We start from the raw sequence: 25,411 nt of genomic DNA, 5'->3' as shown, positions 1-25,411 counted from the left end.
GGCCGGTTCGCCGAACGCTGCGCCGAGGCGGCGCCCGGCGTGGTGGCCGCCCCGCTGGGCAGCCACCCGGCGCTCGCCCGGCTGCTGCTGCACCGCTACGACCAGGCGTGCGGCGCCTGGCGCGCGCCCGCGCTGGCGGCCACGACCGGCTGAGGCGGCGCCCGGCCGGCGCGTTACGGTCGAGGCATGGTCGAGGGCACGGCGAACGGCACGGTGAACGGCGCGGTCGGGGACGGCGGCGCGGGCGGCTACGACCCGCACGCCGCCGAGCGGTTCGACCCCGAGCCGGACAAGCGCCCGGGACGCACCGCGTTCCAGCGGGACCGGGCCCGGGTGCAGCACTCGTCCGCGCTGCGCCGGCTGGCCGGCAAGACGCAGGTGGTGACGCTCGACGAGGCCGCCACCCGCCAGGACTGGGACGCCGCGCCCCGCACCCGGCTGACCCACTCGCTGGAGTGCGCCCAGATCGGCCGCGACCTGGGCGCCGCCCTCGGCTGCGACATGGACGTCGTGGAGGCCGCCTGCCTGGCGCACGACCTGGGGCACCCGCCGTTCGGCCACAACGGGGAGCGGGTGCTGGACCGGGTGGCCGCCGACTGCGGCGGCTTCGAGGGCAACGCGCAGTCGCTGCGGCTGCTGACCCGTCTGGAACCCAAGCGGCTCACCGACGCCGGCGACGGCGCGGGCCTGCGCTCCTTCGGGCTCAACCTGACCCGCGCCACCCTGGACGCGGCCACCAAGTACCCCTGGCCGCGCGGCGGTCAGCCCGGGAACCCGTCGTCGCCCAAGTACGGGGTGTACGACGACGACCTGCCCGTCTTCGGCTGGCTGCGCGGGGGCGCGCCCGAGGGCCGGCGCTGCTTCGAGGCGCAGGTGATGGACTGGGCCGACGACGTGGCGTACTCGGTCCACGACGTGGAGGACGGCCTGCACGCGGGCCATCTGGACCCGGCGGCGCTGCTGGCCGCCCCGGAGCGGGAGGCGGTCTTCGAGGTCGCCGCGAAGCGCTACGCGCCGTCCGGGGTGGCCGAGGCCGAGCTGGCCGAGGCGCTGGACCGGCTGCTGGCGCAGGAGTGGTGGCCGCACGGCTACGACGGGGGCGCGCTGGCACAGGCCCGGCTGAAGGACGCCACCAGCCAGCTGATCGGCCGGTTCTGCCTGGCCGCCGAGCGGGCCACCCGGGAGCGGTTCGGCCCGGGGCCGCTGCGCCGCTACGGGGCCGACGTGGTGGTGCCGCGCGGGACGCGGCTGGAGTGCGCGGTGCTGAAGGCGGTGGCGGACGTTCATGTGATGCAGCGTCCGGAGCACGCGCGGGCGCGCGGCGAACAGCGCGCGCTGCTGGAGGAGTTGTGCGAGGCGCTGCGCCACCGCGCGCCCGAGGGCCTCGACCCGCAGTACCGGGCGCTGTTCGCGGCGGCAGGCGACGACCGGGCGCGGCTGCGGGTGCTGGTCGACCAGGTGGCGGCGCTGACCGACTCGGCCGCCCGCGCCCGGCACGCGCGCCTGACAGGCTGACATCCCCCTTCCGGTGTCGCCCGAGGTGGGGCAGGCTCCTTGGGGGTGGACAAGGCCGCTGGGAGGAATGCGCGTGGACGGGACACGGACGTTCGTGATCATCGGCGGAGGGCTGGCGGGCGCCAAGGCGGCCGAGACCCTCCGCGCCGAGGGCTTCGGCGGGCGGGTCATACTCCTGGGCGACGAACACGAACAGCCCTACGAGCGGCCCCCGTTGTCCAAGGACTACCTGGCCGGGCGCGCCGACCGGCAGAGCGTCTTCGTGCATCCCGCCGGCTGGTACGCGGCCCACCGCGTCGAGCTGCACCTGGGGCAGCCGGCGGTGGCGATCGACCGCGAGCGGCGCGAGGTCAGGCTGGGCGACGGCACCCGACTGCCCTACGACCGGCTGCTGTTGGCGACCGGCGCCGAGCCGCGCCGGCTGGGCATCCCCGGCACCGAGCTGGCGGGCGTGCACCATCTGCGGCGGCTGGCGCACGCCGACCATCTGCGCGGGGCGCTGACCGGGCCCGGCCGGGACGAGGACCCGCTGGTGATCGCGGGCGCCGGCTGGATCGGCCTGGAAGTGGCGGCGGCCGCGCGGGAGTTGGGCGTTCCCGTGGTGGTGGTCGAGCCGGAGCCGGGGCCGCTGCACCGGGTGCTGGGGCCCGAGCTGGGCGAGGTGCTGGCCGGGCTGCACGCCGAGCACGGGGTGACGTTCCGCTTCGGCGACCGGCTGGCGGCGATCGAGGGCCGGGACGGGATCGTCGCCGGGGTGCGCACCGAGGGCGGCGAGCGGCTGCCGGCCCGCGCGGTGCTCGCCGCGATCGGCGCCAGGCCGCGCACCGCGCTGGCCGCCTCGGCCGGCCTGGAGCTGGCGGACGAGGGCGTCGGCGGCATCGCCGTGGACGCCTCGCTGCGCACCAGCGACCCCGCGATCTTCGCCGCCGGCGACGTCGCGGCCCAGGAGCTGGGCAGCGGCCCCGACCGGCGGCGCGTCGAGCACTGGGCCAACGCGCTGCACGCCGGTCCCGCGGCCGCCCGCGCGATGCTGGGCCGCGAGGTGGTCTTCGACCGGGTGCCGTACTTCTTCTCCGACCAGTACGACATGGGCCTGGAGTACTCGGGCTGGGCGCCGGCCGGCGACTACGACCGGGTGGTGTGGCGCGGCGACCGGGAGCGGCGGACCTTCGTCGCGTTCTGGCTGCGCGGCCGGCGGGTGCTGGCCGGCCTCTCGATGAACGTGTGGGACGTCACCGACGCCGTGCAGCGGCTGGTGCGCTCCGGCCGCGAGGTCGACCCGGAGGCGCTGGCCGACCCGGGCGTCCCGCTGGCCGGGCTGCTCGGCGAGAACCCGGTCGAGGAGGCCGAGCGGCCCGAGCAGGCGAGATCCGGCCAGGGGGGTTAGAAAGGGGACGAGGTCCATCCGGCCTCGACGACGTTCCCCTCCGGGAGGTGCGGTGCCCACCGAGAGTCCCTCGCAGCGGACCGTCTCCCGGCTGGTCGAGGCCGCGACGGCGGCCCCCTCGCTGCACAACGCGCAGCCGTGGCGGTTCCACTATCTGGCCGAGAGTGGGCGCCTGGAGCTGCGGGCCGCGATGGACCGCTGCCTGCCGCACTCCGACCCGCACGGCCGGGCGCTGCACATGGGCTGCGGCGCGGCCCTGCTGAACCTGCGGGTCGCCGCCGCCGAAGCCGGCTGGTGCGCCGCGTTCCGGGTGCTGCCCGACCCCCACGACCCGAGGCTGCTGGCCACGGTGCGGCCGCACCGCCTCGACGCCGCCGCCGACCCGGAGCAGGAGCGGGAGCTGGCGGCGCTGGCCGCGCTCGCCGAGCAGATCCCGCGCCGCCACACCAGCCGCCAGCCCTACGCCGACGACCGGGTGCCCGACCCGGTGCGCGGCGAGCTGCGGGCGGCGGCCGAACGGGAGGGCGCGCGGCTGCTGTTCGCCTCGCCCTGGCACGCGCCGGCGGTGCTGGACCTGGCCAGGGACGCGGAGGGCCGGGACTTCTCCGACCCTGGGCGGCTGGCCGAGCTGGCCGAGTGGACCGAGGTGGACGCCGAGCGCGACTCGCCGCCCGGCGACCAGGCCCACCAGCCGTCCCCGGTACGGGACTTCGCCGGCCGCCGGGCGCCCGCCGAGCGGCTGCCCGCCGGCGAGGAGGGCCCGCCGCCGCAGCTGGCGCTGCTGTCCACGGTCGAGGACCGCCCGGCGGACTGGGTGCGGGCCGGGCAGGCGTTGGAACGGGCGCTGCTGGTGGCCACGGCCCACTCGCTGTCGGCCGCGGTCAGCTCCGAGTCGCTGGCCTGGACGGAGCTGGGCTGGACGGCGCGCGACCCGCTGCTGCCCGCCGGCCAGGTGCACGCCGTGCTGCGGCTCGGCTACGGCGGTCCGGCCTCGCCCACCCCGCGCCGCCCGCTCCACCAGGTGTTGGACATCCGCTGAGGCGGGTCAGGGCCGGGGCACGTTGCGGAGGTTGGAGCGGGCCAGCTGAGCCATCCGGCCGACGCCGCCGTCGAGGACCATCTTCCCGGCGGACAGCGCGAAGCCGGTGACCATCTCGGCCTTGATCTTGGGTGGGATGGAGAGCGCGTTGGGGTCGGTGACGATGTCGACCAGCGCCGGGCCCCTGTGCTTGAGCGCGTCCCGCAGCGCCTTCCGCAGCTCCTTGGGCTTCTCCACCCGGCTGGCGCGCACCCCGACCGCCTCCGCCATCGCCGCGAAGTCCGGGTTGCGGTAGCCGGTGCCGAACGCGGGCAGCCCGCCGACCATCATCTCCAACTCGACCATGCCCAGCGAGGAGTTGTTGAAGAGGATCACCTTCACCGGCAGGTCGTACTGGACCAGCGTCAGGAAGTCGCCCATCAGCATGGTGAAGCCGCCGTCGCCCGACATCGAGATCACCTGGCGCTTCCGGTCGAGGAACTGGGCGCCGATGGCCTGCGGCAGCGCGTTGGCCATCGAGCCGTGCCGGAACGAGCCGATCACCCGCCGCTTCCCGTTGGGCGTCAGATAGCGCGCGGCCCACACGTTGCACATCCCGGTGTCCACGGTGAAGACGGCGTCCTCGGACGCCTCCTCGTCCAGCACGAACGCCGCGTACTCCGGGTGGATCGGGGTGTGCCGCTCCACCCTGCGGGTGTAGGCGTGCACCTTGCCCTCCAGGGCGTCCACGTGCTTCTTCAACATCCGGTCCAGGAACCGGCGGCTGCTCTTCTCCTTCACCCGGGGCGTCAGACAGCGCAGTGTCTCGCGCACGTCGCCCCACACGCCGAGGTCCAGCTTGGAGCGCCGCCCCAGGTGCTCGGGCCGCACGTCGACCTGGACGATCCGCACGTCGTCGGGGAGGAACGCGTTGTACGGGAAGTCGGTGCCCAGCAGCATCAGCAGGTCGCACTCGTGGGTCGCCTCGTAGGCCGCGCCATAGCCCAACAGGCCGCTCATCCCGACGTCGTACGGGTTGTCGTACTGGATGTACTCCTTGCCGCGCAGCGCGTGCCCGACCGGGGACTTGACCTTCTCGGCGAACGCCATCACCTCCTCGTGCGCGCCGGCCACCCCGTGGCCGCAGAAGAGGGTGACGCGCCGGGCCTGGTCCACCATCTCCACGAGCCGGTCGATCTGTTCGTCGGAGGGGCGGACGGTGGGCCTGGCGGTGACCAGCGCGTGCTCCTCGGCCTGCTCGGGGACCTGCTGGGCGGCGATGTCGCCGGGCAGCGCCACCACGCTGACCCCGCCCCTGCCGATGGCGTGCTGGATCGCGGTCTGGAGCACCCGGGGCATCTGCTGGCGGTTGGAGATCAGCTCGCAGTAGTGGCTGCACTCCACGAAGAGCCGCTCCGGGTGGGTCTCCTGGAAGTAGCTGGTGCCGATCTCGGCGCTGGGGATGTGCGAGGCCAGCGCCAGCACCGGGGCCATCGAACGGTGCGCGTCGTACAGGCCGTTGATCAGGTGCAGGTTGCCCGGGCCGCAGGAGCCGGCGCAGGCGGCCAGCACGCCGGTGAGCTGGGCCTCGGCGCCGGCGGCGAAGGCGGCGGTCTCCTCGTGGCGGACCTGGACCCAGTCGATGTTCTTGGTCCTGCGCACCGCGTCGACCACCGGGTTGAGGCTGTCGCCGACCACCCCGTACAGCCGTCTCACCCCGGAGCGCACCAGCGTGTCCACCAGCTGCTCCGCCACCGTCTGCTTGGCCATGGCCATCGACCACCTCTCGGACGTTCCTGCCGACAAGTGGGCAATTTATCCCGAACTACATGAATTACTTGGCTTATCCGGAAAGGGCGGTTTTCCGGGCGAGGACCAGATGCGGCCCCACGCCTTCGATCACGAACTCCTCGCCCACCACGGCGAATCCCTGCCGCTCGTAGAAGCCGCGCGCCTCGGTGCGTCCGTTGCACCACAGCAGCGCGGCCCCGCGTTCGGCCGCCACCTCGCTCGCGGCGTCCAGCACGGCGGCCCCGTAGCCGCGCCCGCGCACCGCCGGGTCGCTGGCCATGCCCCGGAACCGCCAGGCCGGGCCGGGCTCCCCCGGCAGCTCCCCTGCGAACGCCTCGGGAAAGGGGTCGGGGAAGAGCGTGACGCACGCCAACACCCCCGCCCCCTCGGGTGCGTAGGCCGCCAGGTGCACCGTGTCGGGCCGGGCGTCCTCGGCGAACTCGGCGCTCTCGACCGGCAGTCCAGGCCGCAGCACCGACCAGCGCAGCGGCAGGATCTCGGGGACGTCCACGACGGAGGTTCTGATCGTCACGCCGTCAACCTACCCCGGCCCCCGAAGGCCCCTGCTGGGGGGTCGGTGCCCCGCCGTAGACTGCGAACGTGGCGGGCAGGATCAACGACGAGGACGTGAAGGCGGTCAGGGACGCGGTCCCGATCGACGCCGTGGTCTCGGAGTACCTCCAGCTGCGGCCAGGCGGCGGGGGGAACCTCAAGGGCCTGTGCCCCTTCCACGACGAGAAGTCCCCCTCGTTCCACGTCAGCCCGAGCAAGGGCCTCTTCCACTGCTTCGGCTGCCAGGAGGGCGGGGACACCCTCGCCTTCGTGATGAAGATGGAGCACCTCTCCTTCTCCGAGGCCGTCGAGCGGCTCGCCGCCCAGGCCGGCATCACCCTCCGCTACGAGCAGGGCGGGTACGGCCCGGGCCGGCAGGCCGGGGAGCGCACCCGGCTGCTGGAGGCGCACCGCGCCGCCGCCCGGTTCTACGTCGAGAAGCTGGCCTCGCCCGAGGCCGAGATCGGCCGGGTCTTCCTGGCCGAGCGCGGCTTCGACCAGGCCGCCGCCGAGCACTTCGGCGTCGGGTACGCGCCCGCCGGCTGGGACCACCTGACGCGCTATCTGCGCGGCGCCGGCTTCAGCGACCGGGAGCTGCTCCTCGCCGGCCTCGCCCAGGACGGCAGGCGCGGCCCGATCGACCGCTTCCGGGGCCGGCTGATGTGGCCGATCCGCGACATCACCGGCGAGGTCGTCGGCTTCGGCGCCCGCCGGCTGCGCGAGGACGACAACGGCCCCAAGTACCTCAACACCCCCGAGACCCCGATCTACCGCAAGTCCCAGCTGCTCTACGGGATCGACCTGGCCAAGCGGGACATCGCCAACAACAACCGGGCCGTCGTCGTCGAGGGCTACACCGACGTGATGGCCTGCCACCTGGCCGGCGTCACCAACGCCATCGCCACCTGCGGCACCGCTTTCGGCGGCGAGCACGTCAAGATCCTCCGCCGGCTGCTGATGGACAGCTCCGACTCGCACCGCGCCGGCGAGGTGGTCTTCACCTTCGACGGCGACGCCGCCGGGCAGAAGGCCGCGCTGCGCGCCTTCGAGGACGACCAGAAGTTCGCCGCCTACACCTTCATCGCCGTCTCGCCCGGCGGGATGGACCCGTGCGAGCTGCGCATCGCCCAGGGCGACGAGGCCGTCAAGAGTCTGGTCGACACCCGCACCCCGCTCTTCGAGTTCGCCATCCGCTCCGTGGTCAACCGGCACAACCTGGACACCGCCGAGGGCCGCTCCACCGCCCTGGAGCACGCGGCGCCCCTCGTCGCCCAGATCAAGGACACCGCCATCCGGCACGAGTACGCGGTCCGGCTCGCCGGGCTGGTCGGCATCCCCGACGAGCGCTTCGTGGTGCGCAGGGTCGGGCAGTTGGCCCAGTGGAGCCGGCAGCGCCAGCAGCAGCGCGGCGGCGGCCGGGGCGCCCCGCCGGCGCCCGTCGCCTCGGGGCCCGTTCCCGCCCAGGGCCCCGCGCCCGGCGGGCCCGCGCTCACCCTGCGGAACCCGGCGCACCTCGGGGAGCGCGAACTGCTCAAGGTCGCCCTCCAGTTCCCCGAGCTGGTCTCGCCCGCGTTCGACGCCTACGGCGAGGACGAGTTCACCGCCCCGCCCTACGCCGTGGTGCGCCGCGTCATCATGGACGCCGGCGGCGTCGCCTCGGCCGACGACAGCTATCTGGACCGGGTCAGGGAGGCCGCGCCCGACGACGCGGTGCGGGTGCTGATCAACGAGCTGGCCGTCGAGCCGCTCCAGGTCGGCCGGCGACGGCAGCGCGAGATGGACGCCTACGCCGGCTCCCGGCTCGTCCAGGTGCGGCTCGCCGCCGTCAACCGCCGCCTGACGCAGCTGGAGTCCGACGCCCGCCGCGCCGAGGCCCAGTCGGGGAACACCACGGCCGCCGAGGTGCGGCAGGAGCTGTGGACGCTCCAGCAGTACGCGACGGCCCTGCGCGAGCGCGGCGTCGAGGCGCTGTACGCGGTCTGAACGCGCCGCCGTACGCGGTCTGAACGCGCGCCCGGGAGGCCGCCGTTCCGGGACGACCCATGACGAACCGGAACTGAACCGGAACCGAACGGGAACCGAACCGGAACAACAAAAAATAGTGGCCGCACGCATCTCGTGGCCGGAGTCAGGTGTACCTCACACTGGGGAACGGTGCCGCTCCGCTCCCACTGCGACCCTCATGGAGGTCGTCCACGTGCAGACCCCGACACTCAAGCGCGCGGCTCCCGCCGCCCCCCTCCCGCAGGAGCGGGAGGAGTACGCGGAGCGCCCGGCCGCCACCGCGCGAGCGGAGACGGGCGGCGGCTCGGCCAACGACCTGTTCCGCCAGTACCTGCGGGAGATCGGGCGGATACCGCTGCTCACGGCGGCCGACGAGGTCGAGCTGGCCAAGCGGGTGGAGGCCGGCCTGTTCGCCGAGGAACGGCTGAGCAGCGGCGCCGAACTCGACGAGCGACTGGCCCTGGACCTGGACCGGTTGGTCGTCAGGGGCCGGATGGCCAAGCGCCGGCTGATCGAGGCCAACCTGCGCCTGGTGGTCTCCGTCGCCAAGCGCTACGTGGGCCGTGGCCTGACCATGCTGGACCTGGTCCAGGAGGGAAACCTCGGGCTGATCAGGGCCGTTGAGAAGTTCGACTACACCAGGGGCTTCAAGTTCTCGACCTACGCCACCTGGTGGATTCGGCAGGCCATGTCCCGGGCCATCGCCGACCAGGCCCGCACCATCCGGGTGCCGGTGCATGTGGTGGAGCAGATCAACCGCGTGATCCGGGTGCAGCGGCGGGTCCTCCAGGAACGCGGCTACGAGCCGCAACCGGAGGAGGTGGCCGCCCTGTTGGGGCTCACCCCGGCCCGGGTCGGCGAGATCCTGCGGCTGGCCCAGGACCCGGTCTCGCTCCAGACCCCGATCGGCGACGAGGACGACGTGGCGCTCGGCGACCTGATCGAGGACGTGGACATCCCCTCGCCCGCCGAGTCCGCCGCGTTCCTGCTGCTGCGCGAGCAGTTGGAGGCGGTGCTCTCCACGCTGGGCGACCGGGAACGGCGGGTGGTCGAGCTGCGCTACGGCCTGCTCGACGGCAGGCCCCGCACGCTGGAGGAGATCGGCGGCCTCTTCGGCGTCACCAGGGAACGCATCCGCCAGATCGAACACAAGACGCTGGGCAAGCTCCGCGACCACACATACGCGGAACAACTGCGGGGCTATCTGGAGTAGTTCGGCGGCACTTCAGCCGGCCGAGACGAGGACGGCGCGGGCGGGCCCGACGAGGCCGTGCGCGCCGTCGCGCCCCTCGGGACCGATCAGCGGTGCCCGCAGGCCGGCCCGCCGCGCGCCCTCGACGGGGGAGGGACCGTGCCGGGCGTCGTGCCGTGGGACGTCGACGGAACGCTGGCCAGGCGTGCGGGCCGGGGGAGCGACTGCCTGGCCGAGGCGCTGTCGGACCTCGACCCCGACCACGGCGTGATGCTCGGCGACGACCCGGTGGCCGCCCGGCTCCCGCCCCGCGCGGGGTACCTGAGGGCCGGGCGGCCCCGGCCGCTCAGCCCAGCGCTCCGGGGTGGATCTCCTCGCGGACCGCCGCGTACTGCTGGCGGACCGCCGAGCCCACCGCCGACTCCTCCTCGTCCGGCTCGAACCGTTCGCCCTTCGCCGCCGCCCAGGCCGGCGGCTCCTCGGCGGTGAGCCGGCCCTCGTCGACGCCCTGCGCCCAGGCCGCCTGGCGCGCCGCGCCGAGCGCCGTGTAGTCGGCCGGCTCGGGAACGACGACCTCGGCGCCGAGCAGCGCCGGCGCCAGCGTCTTGACCGCCGGCAGGGTCGCCGCCTGGCCCAGCAGGAAGACCCGGTTGATCGCCACGCCCCGGCGGCGCAACACCTCGGCGGCGTCGGCCAGTCCGCAGAGCATCCCCTCGAAGGCCGCCCTCGCCAGGTGTTCGGGCTTCATGGACTCCCGGCGCAGCCCGGACAGGGTGCCGGCGGTGTGCGGAAGGTCGGGGGTGCGCTCGCCGGCCAGATAGGGCAGCAGCACCAGGCCGTGCGCGCCGGGCGTCGAGGTCAGGGCCAGCTCGGACAGCTCGGGCAGGTCGCGGCCGAGCAGTTCGGCGGTGCCGCGCAGCACCCGCGTCGCGTTGAGGGTGCGCACCATCGGCAGGTGGTGGCCGGTGGCGTCGGCGAAGCCGGTGATGGTGCCGCTCGGGTCGGTCAGCGCCTCGTGGTGCACCGCGCAGACCGATCCCGAGGCGCCGAGCGCGACCACCGCGTCGCCCCTGCCGACGCCCAGGCCGAGCGCGGCGGCCATGGTCTCGCCGGTGCCGGCGGAGATCAACAGGCCCTCTGGGGTGCGCCCGGCGGCCTCCGCCGGGCCCAACAGCTCGGGCAGGCTGACCGGATGGCCGATGGCCAGCTCGGCCAGCTCGTGGCGCCAGGTCCCGGAGACCGCCGACCAGTAGCCGGTGCCGGAGGCGCCGCCCCGGTCCGTCGTCCAGCGGCTCGGCCGGCCCAACAGCTGCCACACCAGCCAGTCCTGTGGCTGGAGCACATGGGTGGTGCGCCGCGCCGCCTCAGGCTCCTGGCTGGCCAGCCACCGCAGTTGGGCCACCGGGTGGGTGGCCTGCGGCACCGCGCCGACCGCCTCGGCCCAGGCGGCCTTGCCGCCCAGCGCGTCGACCAGGGCGAACGCCGCCGAGCGGGCCCGGTCGTCGGCGCCGGCCAGCGCCGGGCGCACCGGTCGGCCGTCGGCGTCCAGCGGGACCACGCTGTGGGGTTGGGCGGACACCCCGATCGCGGAGACCTCCTCCAGCATCCCTCCGTCGGCCGCCTCGCCCAGCGACAACAGCCAGGACTCGGGGGCGGCTTCGCCGGCCGGGTGCTGGGCGTGCCCCTGGCGGATGACCTCTCCGGTCTCCGCGTCACAGACGACGATGCGGGTGTAGGCGGACGAGCAGTCGAGGCCGGCGACGATTCCCATGAGTCCGAATGATGCCTCATCCGTTCGGGGGCCCGAGACACCCGGTCCGCGCTCTGACGGAGGCGGACCGGACCGGCTACCGGCCATAGCGGCCGGCCCCTCGGGGGCGTCCGGTCCCGCGCGCTCCCCGGTGCGCGGGACCCGACCCTCCCGTTCAACGGCCCCCTACGAACCGGCCTCGGTCGCCGGCCTGACCTCGCTCATCACCGCGGCCTCCGCCTGCTTGGCGGCGCGGCGTTCCATCAGGTTCCTGGCGACCGGCTCGGTCCACCGGGCGGCCAACGGGCCCAGGATCACCAGGATCAGCACATAGGCGGTGGCGACCGGCGCGATCCGTGGCTCGGTCGCCGTCGCCAGCCCGGCGATCACGATGGAGAACTCCCCGCGCGCCACCAGAGCGCCGCCGGCCCGCAGCCTGCCGCGCGGGCCGATGCCCGCACGGCGGGCCGCGTACCAGCCCGTCGCGATCTTGGTGAACACCGTGACCACGGCGAGCAGCAGCGCCGGAACGAGCACCGGCGGTATGTCGCTCGGCGTGGTGGAGAGCCCGAAGAACACGAAGAACACCGCGGCGAACAGGTCGCGCAGCGGCATGAACAGGCGGCGGGTGGTGTGTGCCACCTCGCCGGAGAGCGCGATGCCGACCAGGAAGGCGCCGACGGCGGCGGAGACCTGGAGCTTCTGCGCGATCCCGGCGACCAGCAGGGTGAGGCCCAGGACGACGAGCAGCAGCATCTCGGGGTTGTCCGACGAGACCGCCTTGCTGATCCACCGGCCGTGGCGCAGCGCGACGAAGAGCGCGATGCTGGCGGTGCCCAGCGCGATGGCCAGGGTCACGCTGCCGCTCACCAGCCCGACGCCCGCCAACACCGTGGAGAGCACCGGGAGATAGACGGCCATGGTGAGGTCCTCGATCACCAGGATGCCCAGGATCACCGGGGTCTCCCGGTTGCCGAGGCGGTTGAGGTCGGTGAGGACCTTGGCGATCACCCCGGACGAGGAGATGTACGTCACGCCGGCCAGCGCCAGCGCGCCCACCGGGCCCCAGCCCAGCAGCAGGCCGGCGAGCGCACCGGGGGTCGCGTTCAGCAACAGGTCGACGAGGCCCGACGGGTACTGCGTCTTGAGGCTGTCCACCAACTCCGGCGCCGTGTACTCCAGGCCGAGCATCAGCAGCAGCAGGATGACGCCGATCTCGGCGCCCACCTCGATGAAGCCCTCGGTGGTGTTCAGCGGGAGCAGCCCGCCGTGCCCGAAGGCGAGTCCGGCCAACAGGTAGAGGGGGATGGGGGAGAGACCGAGCCGGCCGGCCAGTCGCCCGACCAGGCCGAGGCCCAGGACGACCGCCCCCAGTTCGATCAGCATGATGGTGGTGTCGTGCAAGAGTCACCGCACCTTTCAGTTCGCCCTGCCGCGCCGGGCGCCGCGTGTCGTCGGTGGTCGCTGACCCGGCGGACGGCGTCCCGCGCGGGGGCGCGCGCGAACGCTGGGTTCCAGCGCTTGGCGGTCCCGGATCGCCGGACCGCGTGGATCAGGCGCCGGCGATGATGTCGGACAGGTCGTCCACGCCCTCGCGGGTGCCGACGACCAGCAGCGTGTCCCCCGCCTCCAGGCGGTAGTCGGGGCTGGGGGAGGGGTGCGTGCTCGTCCTGCGCAGCACGGCGACGATGGACGCCCCGGTCCGGGTGCGAGCCCGCGTGTCGCCCAACGGGCGCCCCCGGTATGGGGAGTCGGGCCCGATGGGGATGCGCTCCGTCACCAGGTCGAGGCCGAGTTCGCCGCCGGGGAGTGCGTGGTCCGCGCGGTCCGGCGCGATGATCGAGGCCAGTCGGGCGGCCTCCTGCGCGTCCAGCGGCACCGTGCCCTGGCAGGCGTCCGGATCGTCCGGGGAGTAGAAGGCGATGAACCGCCGTCCGTCGTCGTGGGCCACCACCGAGATGTGCCGACCGTCCCGGGTGGCGAGGTCGTACTGGGTGCCGACGCCCGGCAGTGGCGTGCGCCGAGTCACCATGAAATTGCCCTCCTCAGGCGGGGGTTCGTGCTGTGCATAACGTCAAGAGGAAACCAGCCTGTTTCCGCAGTCAAGAAAAGTCCTGGCAAAGCGAGTCATGGGAACGGTAAAGAGGGCCGGTCAGCGGATTGCCAACAACCCTTTGCAAAGAAGTGTTGGCGGTTCTAGGGTGCGGTGTCATGACCGATGACCCGCGCGACGCCCACGCCTCCCGAGCCCCCGTCTCCCATGTCGAGTTGGACGCGAGAGGGCTGCGCGCCCTGGCCCACCCGGTCCGGGTGCGTCTGCTCGGCCTGCTCCGCACCCACGGCCCGGCCACCGCCACCCGTCTGGCCCAGCGCATGGAGCTGACGAGCGGCGCGACGAGCTACCACCTGCGCCAGCTGGCCGCCGCCGGCTTCGTCACCGAGGACACCGAGCGGGGCAACGGGCGGGAGCGCTGGTGGCGCGCCATGCACCAGTCGACGTCCTTCACCGACCGGGAGCTGGCCTTCAGGGAGTTGGACGCCGCCCTCGGCTACCTCCGCTCGGTCGTGGCCGCCCACACCCTCCTCGCCCAGCGGGCGCTCAACGAGTTGGAGACCCTGCCGGAGCCCTGGCGGCACGCGGTCAGCCTCAACGACGCACAGCTGTGCCTCACCCCGGAGGAGGCCGTCGAACTGCGCCGGGAGCTGTCCGAGGTGGTGGGACGCTACCGGCCGCACGACCCGACCGCACGCGACGCGGAGCCCGAGGACGCGGAGCGCGTCGCGGTCGTCTTCCATGTCCTGCCCGGCCTCGACGACATCGACGGACTCGACGACCTCGACGGCATGGGCGACACCGGCGCGGGCCGAACGGGCGCGACGTCGTGAGTGGGGCCGCCGCGCGGGCGGGGCGACTCCGGCCGCTGGTCGGCGTGTTGACGGCGATGGGCATCGCCTACACCGGCAGCCGGATCGCGGCGATCGCGCTGCCCTGGTTCGTGCTGACCTCCACCGGGAGCGCCGCGCGGACCGGGCTGGTCGCGTTCTGCGAGATGGCGCCCTACGTCCTGGCGAAGGCGGCGAGCGGCCCGGTCGTCGACCGGCTCGGACCCCGGGTGATCTCCTGGAGCACCGACCTGGTCAGCGCGTTCGCCATCTGCCTGGTGCCGCTGCTGCACGCCACCGACGCGCTGCCGCTGGGCGTGCTGCTGCCGCTGGTCGCCCTGGTCGGGGCCGCCCGGGGGCCGGGCGACCTGGCCAAGGAGGTGATGATCCCGGAGGCCGCCGAGCGCGGCGGGCTGCCGCTGGAGCGCGCGACCGGCTCCGCCGGCGTGATCGAGCGGCTGGCTACCACGGTCGGGCCGCTGGCCGGCGGCGGACTGATCGCGCTGATCGGCCCGCTGGCCGGGCTCTATGTCAACGCGGCCTGCTTCGTGGCCGGTTCGCTGGTGATCGCGCTCACCCTGCCAGCCGGGATGGGCCGGCCGGCGCGGGCCGAGGCCGACCCGGGCGCGGAGGAGGAGGGTTACTGGCGGCGGATGGCGGTGGGCTTCCGCTTCCTGCGCGGGACGCGCCTGCTGTTCGCCCTGATGCTCACCGTCGCGATCACCAACCTGCTGGACGCCGCGTTCAGTTCGGTGCTGCTCCCGGTCTGGGCCGAGCGCACCGGCGTCGGCCCCTCGGGGATCGGGCTGCTGGTGGCGACGTTCAGCGTCGGCGCCGTGCTCGGCAGCGTGATCGCCACCGCGCTCGGCCACCGGCTGCCCCGCCGGCCGGTGCTGCTGATCGGCTACACCGCCTGCGGCCTGCCGCGCTATCTGGTCATGGCCGTCGCGCTGAACTCGGACGGTCAACTGCCGCTGGTCGCGGTCGTCTTCGTGCTCGGCGGGCTGGGCGCCGGCTTCCTCAACCCGATCATGGGCGCGGTGGTGTACGAGCTGATACCCCGCCACCTGCTGGGCCGCACCAAGGGCCTCACCACCTCGCTGGCCTGGGCCGGCATCCCGCTGGGTGGCCTGCTCGGCGGCCTCGCGGTCACGGCGGCCGGGCTCGGCCCGACGCTGGTGGCAGCCGGCGTCCTCTATCTGGTGACCACCACCGTCGCCGGGCTGCGGCCCGAGTGGCGGGAGATGGACCGTGCCCGCCGCCGTCAGCCCGCCGCCGGGGCCGAGACCGGGGAGGCGTCCGGGGATGGGGATGACGCCGTGGCGGCCTCCCAGACGGTGGTCGAGGCGGCCGAGGCCGGTGAGGACGACGGCCGGGGCCGCCTGGCCACATAGACCAGGGCCGGCGGCAGGTTCCGCCACACCGTCCTGGTGACCAGCACCTCCTCGAACGCCGCCCGCAGCTGCGCCCGTTGCCGCCGCGCGGGCGGCGTCCAGGCGGTCCACGGATAGCTGAACTGCGTCAGCACCCCGCCCGGCGCCAACACCTCCGCCAGGATCGGGGCCAACGGGCGCGGCCCGTCGAAGTACACCGTCCACGGCAGCCCGCTGACCACCGCGTCCGCCCCGTCGATCCCGCGCTCGCCCAGCAGCCGGGGCAGCTCGGCGGCCGCACCGGTGATCACCTCGACGCCCGGGTGACGCGGGCGGAGCGCGGCGGCCAGCCGCTCGTTGACCTCGACCGCCAGCTGACGGCCCCGCCCGCCCAGCCGCTCGGCGATCGCCGTGGTGAAGACGCCGGTGCCCGGCCCCAGTTCGACCACCACCGGATCGCCGGTCGCCGGCAGCCCCGCCACCATCCGGGCGGTCAGCGCCGCCGAGCTGGGCACCAGCGAGGCGGTGCGCAGCGGGCTGCGCAGGAACTCCCGCGCGAACAGGGCGCGTTCCCCGTCCGCTCGGGACGGCTGCGGCTGGGCGGGGGCGACGGGGGCGGTCATGGGTGTTCCCTCGGGTTCGTGCTGGTGGAGTGCTCGTGGGGGTGTGGTGCGGTGCTCCGCCCAGCCTCGGGCGCCGGGGGCGTCGCCGCATCGGGCGACCGGCCGTGTCGCCCGGCCCAAGGGAGGAGCGCCGGGTCCTTCCCCGGGATGACCCGCCCGCCCGAAGCGCCGACTACCGTCGGGGGCGTGCGGATGACCTGGCTCACCGAGGCCGTGAGCGACCGGAGGGGGCCGGTGCGGCTGCTGCCGCTGCTGGTCGGCCCCGGCTATCTGCTGCTGCTCCAGGCCGACCAACCCACCCCGGCCGACTGGGCGTTCGCGCTGGCCTCAGCCCTGCTCCTCGTCCCCGGCGGATACGCGCCGCTGTCGGTGCTGGTCGCCCAGTCCGCGCTGCTGGTCGCCGCCGCGGCGCTGGGCGACGCCACCCCGGTCGTCGTCAAGGTGGCCGCCTCCCTCGCCGTCGTCGAACTGGCGGCCAGGCGCGCCCCCAGGGTCGCGCTGCTCGGCAGCCTGGCGCCGGCCGCCGCGCATGTGGTGGTGCGCGTCGGGTGCGTGGCGTGCGGGGACGCCGTGGGCATCGGCTATGTGCTGGTGGTGCTGGTCGCCGCGCCGCTGCTGCTGGGCTGCTGGCTCCGCGCCGCCTGCCAGAACCTGGCCCAGGCGGAGGCCAGGGCCCAGGAGGCCGAGGAGCGCAGGGAGTTGGCCGCGCTCGGCGCCCGTCTCGCCGAGCGCGCCGAGCTGGCCCGCGAACTCCACGACCTGGTGGCCCACCATGTCGCCTCCATGGCCCTGCGCGCCGGCGTGGCCAGGGAGGTGCTGCCGGACCTCGACCCGAGGGTGCGCGCGGTCCTCGACGACGTGCACGGCTCGGCGACCACCGCGCTGGTCGACCTGCGCCGGCTGGTCGCCGTGCTCCGCGACCCCGCGTCCGTCACCGACCCGACCCGTTCGCTGCTGGTCGAGCCGGCCGAACTGCCCGCCGCCATCGCCTCCGTGGTGGAGCGCTCCGGCCGCCACGGCCTGGTCCTGACCAGCCGCGTCGACCCGGGCGTCGCGGCGCTGGACGCGCTGCGCGGCCTCGCGGTGCTGCGCGTCGTCCAGGAGGGGCTCACCAACGTGGCCAAACACGCCGGGGTCGGCACCAGGGCCAGGGTCTCGGTGTCGCTGACCGAGGGCGCCGCCAACGTCGAGATCCACGACGGGGGAGACGGCCGTCCCGCGCCCGACCGGCTGTTGGTGGACTCCGGCTACGGCATCGAGGGTCTGCGGGAGCGCGTCGCGCTGCTCGGCGGCACGGTCACCGCCGGGCCCGAGGGCCGGGGCTGGCGGCTGCGCGCCACGGTGCCAGCCGGCGAGGAGCCAGGCGCCGGCGGGACGCCGAGGAACGGGGAGGCGCCGAGAAACGAGGAGGGGCCGTGACGATCCGGGTGCTGCTGGTGGACGACCAGCAACTCGTCCGCGCCGGGCTGCGGATGCTCTGCGAGTCGACCGAGGACATCGCCGTGGTCGGCGAGGCGGCCGGCGGCGCCGACGCCGTGCGGCTGGTCCACTCGGCCAGCCCCGACGTGGTGTTGATGGACCTGCGGATGCCCGGCATGGACGGCACCACGGCCACCGCCCGCATCCTCGCCGACCGACCGGCCACCCGGGTCGTGGTGTTGACGACCTTCGACGACGACGACCACCTCTACCCGGCGCTGTCGGCCGGCGCCTGCGGTTTCCTGGCCAAGGACGCGACGCCGGGCGAGCTGCTCGACGCCGTCCGCCAGGCGGCCGCCGGCGGCAGCCCGTTCAGCGGGCCGGTGCTGCGGCGGCTGGTCGGGCAGGCGACGACGGCCTGGCGCGCCGAGCGGCCGGCCGCCGATCCGCCGGCGTTGACCCAGCGTGAACGGGAGGTGCTGGCCTGGGTGGGCGCCGGGCTGAGCAACGCGGAGATCGCCGCGCGGATGCACGTCGGGCTGACCACCGTGAAGACCCATGTGGGCAGCCTGATGCGGAAGACGGAGAGCCCCAGCCGGGTCCGGCTGGCCGTCTTCGCCGTCCAGCACGGCCTGACCGCCGACCGCCCCTGACCGGCCGTCGACCACCCTGACCGGCCGTTGACCAAGTCCCGTCCGGCCGTGGTCAGATGAGGCCCCGGCGGGCCGCCAGCCAGGCCAGCTGCATCCGGGTCGCCGCGCCCGTCGCCGTCATCAGGTCCCGCACCCGCCGCTGCACCGTCCGCTGGCTCAGCCGCAGCTGGCTGGCGATCGCCTTGTCGGTGACCCCCGCCACCAGCAGCGACAGCAGATGCCGGTCGCTGGGGGAGAGTTCCGCGCCCGGACCCTCGCCCGAGGCGCCGGTCACCGCGCCCGTGGCGTCGACCCGCAGCGGCACGCCGTGCTCCCAGTAGCTCTCGAAGAGCGCCAGCAGCGCCTCCAGCAGGCTGCTGCCCCGCACCACGGCGGCCGTCGGCCGCTCCGGGCTGCCCTGCGGCCCGCCCGGCACCAGCGGGCAGATCGCCAACTCCCGGTCCGCGATGGCCATCCGCAGCGGCAGCGTCGGTACCGAACGGGCCACCTCGCCCGCCCGCACCCCGGCGACCAGGCTGTCCACCGCCCCCGGCCCCTCCAGATACGCCCGCTCGTACAGGACCCGGTAGCGCACCCCGCGCGCCAACGCCGCGAACTCCTCCGTGTTGCTCTCCGAGGGCATCGCCACATACTGCGCCTTGCAGAACCACATCATCTCGTGGCGGGCGTTCCCCTGCACCTGCTGGATGCGCCGGCGCAGCGCCTCGGCGCCCGTCACCACCTCGATCAGCTGGCCGGGGTCGTGGCGCCTGAGCGTCCCCCGGTAGACGTCCAGCAGATCGGTGACGGCGGCCCTGGCCCGGTCCAACGCGACGGCGTTCCGCTGGAGTTCGGGCAGCAGCGCGACATCGGGCGCGCTGGCCGCGAAGGCACCGCCGTCCTCGTCGTCGACCCGGTGCGCCAGCCCCTTGCGCTCCAGCCGGACCAGCAGCCCGACGGCCTCGCCCAGGGCACGCCCGGTGCGCCGCGCGACCTCCTCGGCGGTGGCCGAGCGCACCGTGACCAACAGACGGTAGACGGCCTCCTCGTCCGCCGTGACCCCCGCCGCCTCCAGCATCAGCTGCCTCCCGCCGGCGGCATCCGGCCACCGTGCCCGGGCGCCCGCCGGTGCTCACATCCTCGCACTCCCTCCCGACCGCGATCCCGGCCGGCCGTTCCCGAGTTCGCGCTGTCGCTTCACTGACATGTCGCCACTGCGCCAGCGCCAGCCGGTGACACGGGCCGGCCGGGCATCGGATTCTGGTGCCGAGCGCGCGAGATCCGGGGGTGGACACCGCACAGGAAGGCACCACGCCGATGAGACGATCCGTCCGCCGCGTCGCGGCGGCAGCCATGGGAGTACTGCTGACGGCGGGCCTCGCCGGGCCCGCCGCCGCCGAACCGCCCGGTGGGCCGGGCGGCCCTTCGGCCGAACCGGCGCCCGCCGAGGGGCACACGGTGCGGCTGGTGACCGGGGACGCGGTCACCGTGCTGACGGTGGGCGAGGGGCGCCAGGTCGCCCAGGTCAGCCCGGGGCCCGACCGGGAGGACGTCCTCTTCCACTCCCTGGAGATCGACGGCGAGTTGACCGTGCTGCCCGCCGACGCTTGGCCGCTGGTGGCCGCCGGCGTGCTGGACCGGCGGCTGTTCAACGTCAGCGCGCTGATCGAGCAGGGCTATGACACGGAGTCGACCGACGCGCTGCCGCTGCTGGTCGGCCGCTCGCCGGGCGTCTCGGCCGCCGCCGTGGACGAACTGACGGCGCTGCACGAGGAGTCCGCGCCCAGCCACGCGCTGGACAGCGTCGACGCGCGCTCGGTGCGGATTCCCGAGGACCGACTGGACGCGTTCTGGGCGGAGTTGGCGCCCTCGGAGGGCGCGGCGTCGGGCGCTGACGTCGGCCTCGCCGAGGCGGCGCGGCGCCCGCGCGTCCTGCTGGACGCCCGGGTCATCGTCGACCTGGACCGCAGCACCGCCCAGATCAACGCGCCGGCCGCCTGGGAGGCCGGCCTGGACGGCGCCGGCGTGCGCGTCGCGGTCCTGGACACCGGCGCCGACGCCGACCACCCGGACCTGGCCGGCCGGATCGCCGTGGCCGAGGACTTCTCCAACAGCGGCGGCGCCCACGACGCGCACGGCCACGGCACGCATGTGGCGGCGACGGTCGGCGGCTCGGGCGCCGCCTCAGACGGCGCCCGCCGTGGCGTGGCGCCCGGCGCCGAACTGCTGGTCGGGAAGGTGCTGGGCGACAACGGCAGCGGCTCGGAGTCGCAGGTGATCGCCGGCATGGAGTGGGCCGCCGAACAGGGCGCCGACATCGTCAACATGAGCCTGGGCTCGGACGCGGCCACCGACGGCACCGACCCGATGAGCCAGGCGCTCAACGCGCTCAGCGCCGAGACCGACACCCTCTTCGTCGTCGCCGCCGGCAACAACGGGCAGTCCGGGGCGCGCACCGTCGGCTCGCCCGGCGCCGCCGACGCGGCGCTGACCGTGGGCGCGGTGGACCGCGACGACGTGCTGGCGCCGTTCTCCAGCCGGGGCCCACGCCCGGGCGACGGCGCGGTCAAGCCGGACGTCACGGCGCCCGGCGTGGGCATCGTCGCGGCCCGCGCCGAGGGCACGGCCATGGGCAGCCCGGTGGACGCCTCCCACACGGCGGCCTCCGGCACCTCCATGGCCACGCCCCATGTGGCGGGCGCCGCCGCGCTGTTGGCGCAGCAGCGGCCCGACTGGGACGCCACCGCGCTCAAGGACGCGCTGATCAGCACCGCGCTGCCGGCCGACGCCGCGGCCGTCACCGAGCAGGGCGGCGGCCGGATCGACCTGGCGACCGCCACCGGCGGCCTGGCCGCCACGGGCACGGTCGCGCTGGGCCCGTTCACCACCGAGCAGCGGACGGCGGCGGCCGAGCCGGCGCCGGTGCGCTACCGCAACACCACCGACGCGCCGGTGACCCTCGACCTCGACCTCCGGCTGGCCACCAGCGGCGGCCGGGAACTGCCCGCCGAGGCCGTGGCGTTGAGCGCCGACGCGGTGACCGTCGCGCCGGGGGAGAGCGTCGAGGTCGCCCTGGCGGCCGACCCGGCGGCGGCGCCGCGCGGCGACTACTACGGGCGGCTGACGGCCCGTTCGGCCGACGGCGCCACCCTGCGCACCACCGTCAGCCTGGTGGTCAACGGCCCCACCCACACCCTCACGCCGACGGTGATCACGCCCGAGGGCGAGCCCAGCCAGCGGTACTGGCCGCTGATCTGGAGCCCCGACGGCTTCGTGGTGCCCGACGCCACCGGCCCGGCGCGCGCCGAGGTCGAGGAGGGCACCTACATGTTCACCCAGATCAGCTCCTCGGGCCATGACCCCGAGGACGGGCTGCCCCAACTCCGCGCCGTCTACAAGCCGGAGGTGGAGATCACCGAGGACACCGAGGTCGTCCTCGACCTGCGGGAGGTCACCGAGGTGGACATCCGCACGCCCCGGCCGGCCGAGCAGCGGAACTGGTCCAACTACCAGAGCTTCCGCGCGTTCGACGGGCACCGCTTCACCCACTCGGTGACCTATCCGGTCGGGCAGGCCCACCTGTTGGTCTCGCCGACCGAGCCGGTGACCGAGGGCAGCTTCGAGTTCGCCTCCCGCTGGCAGCTGGTCGCCCCGCTGCTCACGGTCGATGTGCCGGGCAGCGGCCTCACGTTGACGCCCTGGTACCTGCCGTCCTCCTCGCTCTTCGACGACCGGGAACGGCTGCGCGTCGCGGACGCCGGGTCGGCCGACGACCCCGACCTCTCCGGGGTGCGCGGCCGGCTGGCGCTGGTCCAGGGCGACCCGGGCGACTATCTGGGCTTCACCGAGCGGGCCGAGGCGGCGGGCGCGCGGGGCGTGGTGATGGTCGCCGACGAGGGCCAGCCGGCCTGGACGCGCTACCGGCCCAACGGCAGCACCAGGACCGCCGTGCCCCTGATCAGGGTCGGTCACGAGGAGGGCAACGCGCTGCGCGAACGGGCCACTTCACGACGCACCGAGGTCACCTTCCGCACACAGGCGGCCAGTCCCTATCTCTATGACGTGATGCAGGTGTCGCCGGGGTACATTCCGGAGCGCGTTGTCCACACCGTCAACGAGCGGGCGTCCGCGCGGATCGACACCCGCTACACCGACACCGGCGAGCCCGACTGGGCCTCGGCCCAGCGCGTCAGCTGGCGCCCGCACCAGGGCGTCGCGATGCTGGACTCGCCCCGCGACGTGGTCACCGGCACCGAGCGCACCGAGTATGTGACCGCCGGGGACACCGTCTGGCAGCACTTCGTGCACTTCGTGTTGCCGTGGCAGTACGACCTGCCCGTCACGGGGATCGGCATCCGGGGCGAGCAGCGCGACTACCGGGCGGGGGAGCGGCTGGAGGAGTCCTGGTTCGAGGGCCCGGTCCGGCCAGCGATCCCGGCCGGCCAGGGGCCGGCGGCCGTGCGCGAGGGCGACACGCTGTCCCTGCGGATACCGGAGTTCACCGACGCGGACGGCCACACAGGCCGCCCGATCGGCGGCGACGACGTGCGGCTGTCGCTGACGGCGGACGGCGAGCCGGTCGGCGAGGCCGCCTCGGGCCACGCCAACCTTCCGGTCCCGGCCGGCCCGGCCGACTACCGGCTGGACCTCACCACCGGCCGCTCCGCCGACGCCTGGGCCTACTCCACGGCCACCACGACCAGTTGGTGGTACCGCTCGGAGACCGCTACCGGGGACGAGGCCGCCGTGCTGCCGCTGCTCCAACTCGACTACGACCTCGGGACCGGCGCCGACAACGCCGTGGGCCGGGGCCGCGCCCACCCGGTGGAGATCGGGGTCCGGCACCAGGACGGGCTCCGCGCGCCGCGCGGCGTGAGCCTCGCTGTCGAGGCGTCCTGGGACGGCGGCGCGACCTTTGTCGAGGCCGAGCGGATCAGGCCGGGCCACGGTGACACGTTCCGCGTCACGCTGGAACGGCCGCGCGCGGTGCGGGGCGACGTCCCCGTCACCCTGCGGGTCACCGCGCGGGACGCGGCGGGCAACCGCGTGACCCAGACCGTGGAGAACGCCTACCTGCACCGGGGTTGAGGCCCCCGCCGGACCCCCGGCCGCGCCGGCTGGGCCTCACAGCCCGAGGCCCAGCCGCACCGCCGCCTCCACCGGGGAGTAGTCGCCGTCCGCCCGCGCCAACTGGAGCGGCGCCACCGACTCCAGCGGCGGCTGCGCGATGATCCTCGGCCGGCTGCCCCGGTGCGGCTGCGCCGCGTGCACCAGGAAGGGGTGGCAGAGATAGACGTCGCCGGCCCGGCCCGTCGCCAACGCGACGGACCGGTCCGGCGCGTCCAGCCGCCCGGCGGCGTCCATCGCCCCGCACAGCTCGAAGAACTCCCGCCCCTCCTCCCCGGCGTCCGCCAGGAACGGCGGCACGTCGCGGTGCGAGCCGACCTTGATCCTCGTTGGCGCGTCCTCCTCGCCGACGTCGGTGAAGAGGAAGAGCAGCAGCAGCGCCCTGCCGCGCGAGCGGAGGTTGATCCGGGCCTCCGTGGAGTCCTTCCCGCCCGCGAAGCTGGCGTCCAGATGCCAGCCGGCGTCGCCCGGGTCCTCCGGGTGCGGGAAGCGGATCGGGAAGGTGCCGAGCCCCAGTCGGGGCACCCACCGCCCGACGCCCACGAGTTGGTCGAAGGCGGTCCGCAACCGCTCGGTGTTGGCGGCCCGACGGAACGGTTCGGCCGCCGATCCCTCGATCCTGATCACCGGCCGGGTCCATGTGGAAGGGGCGTCCGGGTCCACGCCCGCCATCCGCCACAGCTCAGCCCGCCCGGCCTCCGCGACCTCCCGGGGAAACGCCTCCGACACCCGGACGAAGCCGTCCCGCACGAAGCCCTCGATCTGCCGCTCGCTGAGTGTCCCGCCCTGGATGGTCATGGCCGTCGATGCTGGGACAGGATCGTCGCCGGGGCAAACCCTTTTGGCGCGCCGCGTCCCCACCCGGCCTGGCGCGCCGCGTTCCACCCCGCCTGGCGCGCCGCGCCCCGTCCCGCCCCGGGGCAGCGCCTAGAGTGCGCGAGGTGCAACGCTCCGCAGCCACCGAGCGGTTGTCCGCGCTCTCCGACGGCGTCTTCGCGATCGCCATGACCCTGCTCGTGCTGGACATCTCCGTGCCCGACGGGCTGGACGGCGCCGACTTCCGCGCCGCACTGCGCGACACCGGCCCCCATCTGGCCGCCTATGCGCTGAGCTTCGCGGTGATCGCGCAGTTCTGGCGCTCCCACCGCGCGCTGTTGGCGCGGGCGCCGGGCGACGACGAGACCGTCACCCGGTTCACCCTGCTCGGCCTCGCGCTGGTCGCGCTGCTGCCCTTTCCCACCGGACTGGTCGCCGAGTACAGCGGGCAGCCGCTCGCCGCCGCCAGCTACGCCGCCAACGTCGCGGCCGCCAACGCGGCCCATCTCGGGGTGCTGCGCACCTCCCACCGCCGCGCCGGCCCGCCGTCCGACGACGGGCGGGCGGCGGAGCGCCGCCGTTCCCAGCGGGTGCTGACGGCGCTGACCTCGGTCTTCGCCGTCAGCATCCCGGTGGCGCTGGTCAGCCCCGGCCTGGCGCCCGTGCTGTGGGTGAGCGTCTTCCCGCTCCAGTGGCTGCTCACCCGGGACTCCTCCACCGGCGACGGGCGCCGGGTCAGTAGGTGGCCCGGCCGCCGGAGAGGTCGAAGGTGAAGCCCGTGGTGAAGCTGCACTCCGGCGACGCCATCCAGGCCAGCAGCGCCGCCGCCTCCTCCACCGTGCCGGTGCGCCGCATCGGGATGCGCTCCGTCATGTAGGCGACCACCTCGGCGGGTTGGGTGTCCAGGAACGCCGTGTGGATCACGGCCGGCGCCAGCGCGTTGACCGTGATGCCGTCCTCCGCGTACTCCTTGCCCTGGGCCTTGACCATGCCGATCATCCCGGCCTTGGTCGCCGAGTAGCCGATCATCCCCGGGTTGCCCTCCTTGCCGGCGATGGAGGCGACATGGACGATCCGTCCGTAGCGGAACGGCAGCATCCGCACCACCGCCGCCTGCGAGACCGCCAGCGCACCCCGCAGGTTGACCGCGTAGGTCGCGTCGAACTCCTCCAGCGTCACCTCGTGGCTGCGCCGCCCCAACGGGCCCTGCACGCCGGCGCAGTTGACGACGGCGTGCAGCTGCCCGCCCGGGCCGCCGGCCGCCGCGTCGAACGCCGCCGCCAGCGACGCGGGCTCCGTCACGTCGGCGCGCGCCGCCGACGCCAGGCC

The 25,411-nt window shown here is 74.7% G+C and carries 20 protein-coding genes and 1 pseudogene; 12 read left to right on the top strand and 9 right to left on the bottom strand.

What is annotated here, in order from left to right:
- The 4 genes and pseudogenes from EBN88_RS15485 to EBN88_RS15470 all read left to right on the top strand — a co-directional run.
- Nucleotides 1–153: pseudogene (locus tag EBN88_RS15485) on the top strand (sirohydrochlorin chelatase); the annotation flags it as partial.
- 33 nt (nt 154–186) lie between these two features.
- Nucleotides 187–1,515, top strand: coding sequence for a deoxyguanosinetriphosphate triphosphohydrolase (locus EBN88_RS15480; RefSeq protein WP_122184466.1), 1,329 nt, complete (start codon nt 187–189; stop codon nt 1,513–1,515).
- 73 nt (nt 1,516–1,588) lie between these two features.
- Nucleotides 1,589–2,902 carry an NAD(P)/FAD-dependent oxidoreductase gene (locus EBN88_RS15475; RefSeq protein WP_233580701.1) on the top strand — a complete coding sequence of 438 codons (1,314 nt, stop codon included), beginning with the start codon at nt 1,589–1,591 and terminating at the stop codon, nt 2,900–2,902.
- Nucleotides 2,903–2,954: 52 nt separating this feature from the next.
- On the top strand, nt 2,955–3,941 hold the full coding sequence (locus EBN88_RS15470; RefSeq protein WP_122184464.1) for an Acg family FMN-binding oxidoreductase: 987 nt from the start codon (nt 2,955–2,957) through the stop codon (nt 3,939–3,941).
- Between the two features lie 6 nt (nt 3,942–3,947).
- Here the strand turns inward: EBN88_RS15470 and EBN88_RS15465 are convergent, their stop codons facing one another.
- A complete protein-coding gene (locus EBN88_RS15465) occupies nt 3,948–5,690 on the bottom strand; it encodes a pyruvate dehydrogenase (RefSeq protein ID WP_122184470.1) in 1,743 nt (580 codons plus the stop codon).
- Between the two features lie 73 nt (nt 5,691–5,763).
- Nucleotides 5,764–6,243, bottom strand: a complete 480-nt coding sequence (locus tag EBN88_RS15460) for a GNAT family N-acetyltransferase (protein WP_122184463.1) — start codon at nt 6,241–6,243, stop codon at nt 5,764–5,766.
- Nucleotides 6,244–6,311: 68 nt separating this feature from the next.
- On the opposite strand from EBN88_RS15460, the gene dnaG reads away from it, so the two are divergent.
- On the top strand, nt 6,312–8,246 hold the full coding sequence (gene dnaG, locus EBN88_RS15455) for a DNA primase (RefSeq protein ID WP_122184462.1): 1,935 nt from the start codon (nt 6,312–6,314) through the stop codon (nt 8,244–8,246).
- Nucleotides 8,247–8,445: 199 nt separating this feature from the next.
- A complete protein-coding gene (locus tag EBN88_RS15450; RefSeq protein WP_122184461.1) occupies nt 8,446–9,480 on the top strand; it encodes an RNA polymerase sigma factor in 1,035 nt (344 codons plus the stop codon).
- Between the two features lie 12 nt (nt 9,481–9,492).
- On the opposite strand, the gene EBN88_RS15445 is transcribed toward EBN88_RS15450, so the two are convergent.
- The 4 genes from EBN88_RS15445 to EBN88_RS15430 all read right to left on the bottom strand — a co-directional run bounded on the left by EBN88_RS15445 (nt 9,493) and on the right by EBN88_RS15430 (nt 13,241).
- Nucleotides 9,493–9,723, bottom strand: coding sequence for a hypothetical protein (locus EBN88_RS15445; RefSeq protein WP_122184460.1), 231 nt, complete (start codon nt 9,721–9,723; stop codon nt 9,493–9,495).
- An 82-nt stretch (nt 9,724–9,805) separates the two neighbouring features.
- Nucleotides 9,806–11,230: an FGGY family carbohydrate kinase gene (locus tag EBN88_RS15440; RefSeq protein ID WP_122184459.1), complete on the bottom strand. Its 1,425-nt coding sequence runs from the start codon at nt 11,228–11,230 to the stop codon at nt 9,806–9,808.
- Nucleotides 11,231–11,395: 165 nt separating this feature from the next.
- The gene (locus EBN88_RS15435) at nt 11,396–12,613 is read right to left on the bottom strand and encodes a cation:proton antiporter (RefSeq protein ID WP_122184458.1); all 1,218 of its coding nucleotides are present in this window, start codon (nt 12,611–12,613) and stop codon (nt 11,396–11,398) included.
- 148 nt (nt 12,614–12,761) lie between these two features.
- A complete protein-coding gene (locus EBN88_RS15430; protein ID WP_122184457.1) occupies nt 12,762–13,241 on the bottom strand; it encodes a cation:proton antiporter regulatory subunit in 480 nt (159 codons plus the stop codon).
- 179 nt (nt 13,242–13,420) lie between these two features.
- Here EBN88_RS15430 and EBN88_RS15425 point away from each other — a divergent pair, with 179 nt between their 5' ends.
- The 4 genes from EBN88_RS15425 (at nt 13,421) to EBN88_RS15405 (ending at nt 18,160) form a co-directional block, all read left to right on the top strand.
- A complete protein-coding gene (locus EBN88_RS15425) occupies nt 13,421–14,095 on the top strand; it encodes an ArsR/SmtB family transcription factor (RefSeq protein ID WP_122184456.1) in 675 nt (224 codons plus the stop codon).
- A gap of 56 nt (nt 14,096–14,151) precedes the next feature.
- Entirely contained in the window at nt 14,152–15,486 is a 1,335-nt protein-coding gene (locus tag EBN88_RS15420; protein WP_122184469.1) for an MFS transporter, read from the top strand.
- A 794-nt stretch (nt 15,487–16,280) separates the two neighbouring features.
- Nucleotides 16,281–17,507: a sensor histidine kinase gene (locus EBN88_RS15410; protein ID WP_233580702.1), complete on the top strand. Its 1,227-nt coding sequence runs from the start codon at nt 16,281–16,283 to the stop codon at nt 17,505–17,507.
- Nucleotides 17,504–18,160: a response regulator gene (locus tag EBN88_RS15405; RefSeq protein ID WP_199742373.1), complete on the top strand. Its 657-nt coding sequence runs from the start codon at nt 17,504–17,506 to the stop codon at nt 18,158–18,160. Before EBN88_RS15410 ends, EBN88_RS15405 begins: the two co-directional genes overlap by 4 nt.
- Nucleotides 18,161–18,212: 52 nt before the next feature.
- On the opposite strand, the gene EBN88_RS15400 is transcribed toward EBN88_RS15405, so the two are convergent.
- Nucleotides 18,213–19,217: a helix-turn-helix transcriptional regulator gene (locus EBN88_RS15400; RefSeq protein ID WP_122184454.1), complete on the bottom strand. Its 1,005-nt coding sequence runs from the start codon at nt 19,215–19,217 to the stop codon at nt 18,213–18,215.
- Between the two features lie 239 nt (nt 19,218–19,456).
- Here EBN88_RS15400 and EBN88_RS32390 point away from each other — a divergent pair, with 239 nt between their 5' ends.
- A complete protein-coding gene (locus EBN88_RS32390) occupies nt 19,457–23,227 on the top strand; it encodes a S8 family serine peptidase (protein ID WP_122184453.1) in 3,771 nt (1,256 codons plus the stop codon).
- A 36-nt stretch (nt 23,228–23,263) separates the two neighbouring features.
- On the opposite strand, the gene EBN88_RS15390 is transcribed toward EBN88_RS32390, so the two are convergent.
- Nucleotides 23,264–24,064, bottom strand: coding sequence for a phytanoyl-CoA dioxygenase family protein (locus tag EBN88_RS15390; protein ID WP_122184452.1), 801 nt, complete (start codon nt 24,062–24,064; stop codon nt 23,264–23,266).
- 143 nt (nt 24,065–24,207) lie between these two features.
- Between EBN88_RS15390 and EBN88_RS15385 the strand changes: the two genes are divergently transcribed.
- The gene (locus EBN88_RS15385) at nt 24,208–24,855 is read left to right on the top strand and encodes a TMEM175 family protein (RefSeq protein WP_158621386.1); all 648 of its coding nucleotides are present in this window, start codon (nt 24,208–24,210) and stop codon (nt 24,853–24,855) included.
- On the opposite strand, the gene EBN88_RS15380 is transcribed toward EBN88_RS15385, so the two are convergent.
- Nucleotides 24,818–25,411: SDR family NAD(P)-dependent oxidoreductase (locus tag EBN88_RS15380; protein ID WP_199742372.1), on the bottom strand; the 594-nt coding region annotated here is incomplete at its 5' end. The two genes, EBN88_RS15385 and EBN88_RS15380, sit on opposite strands and share 38 nt — an antisense overlap.

The sequence above is a fragment of the Streptomyces triticirhizae genome, assembly GCF_003696235.1.
Classification (GTDB): Bacteria; Actinomycetota; Actinomycetes; order Streptomycetales; family Streptomycetaceae; genus Streptomyces; species Streptomyces triticirhizae.
Note: the sequence above shows the minus strand (reverse complement) of the source record. Positions and strands in the feature narration are given on the sequence as shown.

Excerpts from the sequence above, each read along its gene's own strand:
- EBN88_RS15480 (WP_122184466.1), top strand. The coding sequence starts at position 187 with ATGGTCGAGGGCACGGCGAACGGCACGGTGAACGGCGCGGTCGGGGAC.
- EBN88_RS15465 (WP_122184470.1), bottom strand. The coding sequence starts at position 5,690 with ATGGCCAAGCAGACGGTGGCGGAGCAGCTGGTGGACACGCTGGTGCGC.
- EBN88_RS15450 (WP_122184461.1), top strand. The coding sequence starts at position 8,446 with ATGGAGGTCGTCCACGTGCAGACCCCGACACTCAAGCGCGCGGCTCCC.
- EBN88_RS15440 (WP_122184459.1), bottom strand. The coding sequence starts at position 11,230 with ATGGGAATCGTCGCCGGCCTCGACTGCTCGTCCGCCTACACCCGCATC.
- EBN88_RS15430 (WP_122184457.1), bottom strand. The coding sequence starts at position 13,241 with ATGGTGACTCGGCGCACGCCACTGCCGGGCGTCGGCACCCAGTACGAC.
- EBN88_RS15425 (WP_122184456.1), top strand. The coding sequence starts at position 13,421 with ATGACCGATGACCCGCGCGACGCCCACGCCTCCCGAGCCCCCGTCTCC.
- EBN88_RS15420 (WP_122184469.1), top strand. The coding sequence starts at position 14,152 with ATGGGCATCGCCTACACCGGCAGCCGGATCGCGGCGATCGCGCTGCCC.
- EBN88_RS15410 (WP_233580702.1), top strand. The coding sequence starts at position 16,281 with ATGACCTGGCTCACCGAGGCCGTGAGCGACCGGAGGGGGCCGGTGCGG.
- EBN88_RS15400 (WP_122184454.1), bottom strand. The coding sequence starts at position 19,217 with ATGCTGGAGGCGGCGGGGGTCACGGCGGACGAGGAGGCCGTCTACCGT.
- EBN88_RS32390 (WP_122184453.1), top strand. The coding sequence starts at position 19,457 with ATGAGACGATCCGTCCGCCGCGTCGCGGCGGCAGCCATGGGAGTACTG.
- EBN88_RS15390 (WP_122184452.1), bottom strand. The coding sequence starts at position 24,064 with ATGACCATCCAGGGCGGGACACTCAGCGAGCGGCAGATCGAGGGCTTC.